Origin of the sequence: Pseudomonas sp. PS01299 (genome assembly GCF_029960145.1) — a bacterium.
GTDB classification, from domain to species: Bacteria; Pseudomonadota; Gammaproteobacteria; order Pseudomonadales; family Pseudomonadaceae; genus Aquipseudomonas; species Aquipseudomonas putida_A.
In genome coordinates this window covers 1-3,378 of sequence record NZ_JASCPO010000381.1, presented here as the reverse complement: position 1 = coordinate 3,378, position 3,378 = coordinate 1, and the positions used below count along the sequence as shown (strand labels likewise).

The 3,378-nt window shown below is 62.1% G+C and carries 4 protein-coding genes; all 4 read left to right on the top strand.

Going from position 1 to position 3,378, the window contains the following annotated elements:
• A partial coding sequence (locus tag QMX91_RS29950) for an extracellular solute-binding protein (RefSeq protein ID WP_282413819.1) occupies positions 1 to 380 on the top strand: 380 nt, incomplete at its 5' end.
• Entirely contained in the window at positions 377 to 1,291 is a 915-nt protein-coding gene (locus tag QMX91_RS29945; protein WP_098964286.1) for an ABC transporter permease, read from the top strand. The genes QMX91_RS29950 and QMX91_RS29945, both read left to right, overlap by 4 nt.
• A 6-nt stretch (positions 1,292 to 1,297) precedes the next feature.
• Positions 1,298 to 2,107, top strand: coding sequence for an ABC transporter permease (locus QMX91_RS29940; protein WP_003225722.1), 810 nt, complete (start codon positions 1,298 to 1,300; stop codon positions 2,105 to 2,107).
• Positions 2,108 to 2,124: 17 nt separating this feature from the next.
• Complete coding sequence (locus QMX91_RS29935) at positions 2,125 to 3,279, top strand: ABC transporter ATP-binding protein (RefSeq protein ID WP_223008904.1); 1,155 nt, start codon at positions 2,125 to 2,127, stop codon at positions 3,277 to 3,279.
• Positions 3,280 to 3,378: the final 99 nt, after the last annotated feature.

Below are 3,378 nucleotides of genomic sequence, written 5' to 3'. Positions count from 1 at the left end.
TGGCCTCCGGCGAAGCGTGCATGGGTCAGTTCTGGAACGGCCGCATTCACGCTCTGCAGGAAGACGGCGCGCCGGTGGGTGTGAGCTGGAAACAGAACCTGGTCATGGCCGACATTCTGGTGATTCCAAAGGGTTCGAAAAACAAGGACGCGGCGATGAAGTTTCTGGCCAACGCCAGCAGTGCCAAAGGCCAGGCCGACTTCTCCAACCTGACCGCCTACGCCCCGGTCAACGTCGACAGTGTGGCGCGCCTGGACTCGGTGCTGGCCCCGAACCTGCCGACGGCCTATGCCAAGGATCAGATCACTCTTGATTTCGCGTACTGGGCCAAGAACGGTCAAGCCATCGCGACACGGTGGAACGAATGGCTGGTCAAATGAAAATGGCGGCTGCTGCGCCTCGTCCTGCAACGGTGACCGGGAGCGCCACCGGCGCTGCCGGCTCGACCCCCACCTTCAGACAACGCTGGAAAGGTGCCGGCAACCTGGTTCCGGCACTGCTGTTCCTCGGCCTGTTCTTTCTCGCGCCGTTGATTGGCCTGCTGTTGCGCGGCGTATTGGAACCGACCCCGGGCCTTGGCAACTATGAACAACTGTTCGCCAACTCGGCGTATGCACGGGTGCTGCTCAACACCTTTTCGGTGGCCGGACTGGTGACGATTTTCAGCCTGTTGCTGGGTTTTCCGCTGGCCTGGGCGATCACCCTGGTACCGCGCGGCTGGGGCCGCTGGATTCTCAACATCGTGCTGCTGTCGATGTGGACCAGCCTGCTCGCCCGCACCTATTCGTGGCTGGTGTTGCTGCAAGCCTCGGGCGTGATCAACAAGGCGCTGATGGCGCTGGGGATCATCGATCAGCCGCTGGAAATGGTGCACAACCTGACCGGTGTGGTGATCGGCATGAGCTACATCATGATCCCGTTCATCGTCCTGCCGTTGCAGGCGACCATGCAGGCCATCGACCCGATGATCCTGCAGGCCGGTTCGATCTGCGGCGCCAGCCCGTGGACCAACTTCTTCCGGGTGTTCCTGCCGCTGTGCCGGCCGGGTCTGGCATCCGGCGGGTTGATGGTGTTCGTGATGTCGCTCGGTTACTACGTCACCCCGGCGCTGCTCGGCGGGGCGCAGAACATGATGCTGCCGGAGTTCATCATTCAGCAGGTGCAATCGTTCCTCAACTGGGGCCTGGCCAGTGCCGGCGCCGCGTTGCTGATCGCGATCACGCTGGTGCTGTTCTACTTCTACCTGAAGCTTCAGCCGGAATCCCCGGTTGGCGCCAGCAACGCGAGGTAAGCCGAGATGCTCCTGACTCCCAATGCCATGAGCCGCCGGATGCGTTTCGGCTTGTATGCAACCACCGGACTGATCGGTTTGTTCCTGCTGTTGCCGATCGTGTTCATCGTCCTGCTGTCGTTCGGCTCGTCGCAGTGGCTGGTGTTCCCACCGCCGGGCTGGACGCTGAAATGGTACGGCCAGTTCTTCTCCAACGCCGACTGGATGAACGCTGCGGCGGCCAGCCTCAAGGTTGCCGTGCTGACCACGATTTGCGCCGTGGCCCTCGGTCTGCCAACCGCGTTTGCTCTGGTGCGCGGGCGCTTCCCCGGTCGGGAAATGCTCTACGGCCTGTTCACCCTGCCGATGATCGTGCCGCTGGTGATCATCGCGGTGGCGGTGTACGCGCTATTTCTCAAGCTCGGTTACACCGGGACCCTGTTTGCCTTCGTGGTCAGCCATGTGATCGTCGCGCTGCCGTTCACCATCATCTCGATCATCAACTCGCTGAAGCTGTTCGATCAGTCGATTGAAGACGCGGCGGTGATCTGCGGCGCCTCACGCCTGCAAGCGGTGTTCAAGGTGACGTTCCCGGCGATCCGTCCGGGCATGGTCGCCGGCGCCCTCTTCGCCTTTCTGGTTTCGTGGGACGAAGTGGTGCTCAGCGTGATGATGGCCAGCCCGACCCTGCAAACCCTTCCCGTAAAAATGTGGACCACTTTGCGCCAGGACCTGACCCCGGTGATCGCCGTCGCTTCGACGCTGCTGATCGGCCTGTCGGTATTGGTCATGGTGATCGCCGCCGCGCTGCGCCGGCGCAACGAAATCAGCGCCTGAGCGCCCAGGAGTACGACATGAGTGCCGTGATCAAAGACGCATCCCAGCAGAACGACAAACCCCTGGTCAGCCTGCGCAATCTGAACAAGCACTACGGCGACTTTGCCGCCGTCGACAACATCTCGCTGGACATCAAGGACGGCGAGTTCCTGACCTTCCTCGGTTCCAGCGGCTCGGGCAAAAGCACCACGCTGTCGATGCTCGCCGGGTTCGAAACCCCGAGCAGCGGCGAGATCCTGGTCAACGGTCAGTCGCTGGTCAACGTGCCGCCGCACAAGCGCGACATCGGCATGGTGTTCCAGCGCTATTCGCTGTTCCCGCATCTGTCGGTGCGCGACAACATCGCCTTCCCGCTGGCGATCCGCAAACTCGCCGCCACCGAACGTGACAAGCGTGTCGATGCGATGTTGAAACTGGTGCAGCTCGAACAATTCGCCCATCGCCGCCCTTCGCAACTCTCTGGCGGCCAGCAGCAACGCGTCGCCATCGCCCGGGCGCTGGTCTACGAGCCACGCATTCTGCTGATGGACGAACCGCTCGGTGCGCTGGACAAAAAACTGCGTGAAGACCTGCAGGATGAACTGCGCCAATTGCATCGGCGCCTAGGCATCACCATCGTCTACGTCACCCACGATCAGGAAGAAGCCATGCGCCTGTCGCAGCGCATCGCGATTTTCAGTCACGGCAAGATTGTTGGTTTGGGCAGCGGTTATGACCTGTATCAGAATCCGCCGAATGCGTTTGTCGCGTCGTTCCTCGGCAACTCGAACTTCCTCAAGCTCAAGGCCCAGGGCAACGCGGCGGCGAGTTTCGAGGGGCAGTCGTTGTCGATTCGACTGACTGCCGGCTTGCACACCGAGCAGGATGTGCTGCTGATGGTGCGGCCGGAAAAAGCTGTGGCGCTGAGCGTGCAGCAGGCGAGCGAGGAGCCGCTGGCAGCGGGTTGGAATGAGGTGTCGGCCAAGGTCGTGGAGGTGCTGTTTCTTGGCGAAAGCCAGACGTGCAGCGTGGTGACGTCGGGCGGGACTTCGATGACGGTTAAAGCGCTGTCGGCGGCGGGCATGCCGCTCAAGGCTGGCGATCCGGTGCGAGTGCGCTGGGCCACGGCGGATGCCTGCGTCTACACCGAATGGGCTGAAAGCGACCTCAACAAAGCCGCCGGCGCCCACTGAGGATCTCGGTAACCCCGCAAATCCCCTTGTGGGAGCGGGCTTGCTCGCGAAGGCGGTGTGTCAGTCACTGTTTATGTTGAATGACACACCGCCTTCGCG